The following is a 350-nucleotide window of genomic DNA, read 5'->3' on the forward strand; positions in this document are numbered from 1 at the left end:
AGCTCATCCGCGACGAGGGCCCCAAGGGCGTCAAGGCGCAGATCCAGGGCGACGAGATTCGGGTCTCCAGCAAGAAGCGCGACGACCTGCAGGCCGTCATCGCACTGCTGAAGGGCGCCGACCTGGACGTGGCGCTGCAGTTCGTCAACTACCGGTAGCGCTCAGCCGTCGCTGTTCAACTCCTTGTCCAGGTGGGTGCCGATGTTCTTGCTGTCGCCGTGAGGATTGGTCATGTTGCGGCATTCGCCGTAGAGCTTGAACGCGAGCCGGCTTTCGCCCTGGTAGTACTCGATGTTGATCGCGACGCCGTCCCGGTTGATGGTGCCGCCGTACATGTGCTGTGTGGGTAG

The 350-nt window shown here is 62.9% G+C and carries 2 protein-coding genes; one reads left to right on the forward strand and one right to left on the reverse strand.

What is annotated here, in order from left to right:
• Positions 1 to 158, forward strand: a 158-nt coding sequence (locus H7I57_RS24700; protein WP_264026746.1) for a nucleotide-binding YajQ family protein, incomplete at its 5' end; no start/stop codon positions are given.
• A 3-nt stretch (positions 159 to 161) separates the two neighbouring features.
• Here the strand turns inward: H7I57_RS24700 and H7I57_RS24705 are convergent.
• Positions 162 to 350 (reverse strand): lipoprotein LppJ family protein (locus H7I57_RS24705; protein ID WP_504928647.1); only part of this gene is annotated, 189 nt, incomplete at its 5' end.

The organism is Mycolicibacterium pyrenivorans (genome assembly GCF_025821625.1).
Taxonomy (GTDB): domain Bacteria; phylum Actinomycetota; class Actinomycetes; order Mycobacteriales; family Mycobacteriaceae; genus Mycobacterium; species Mycobacterium pyrenivorans.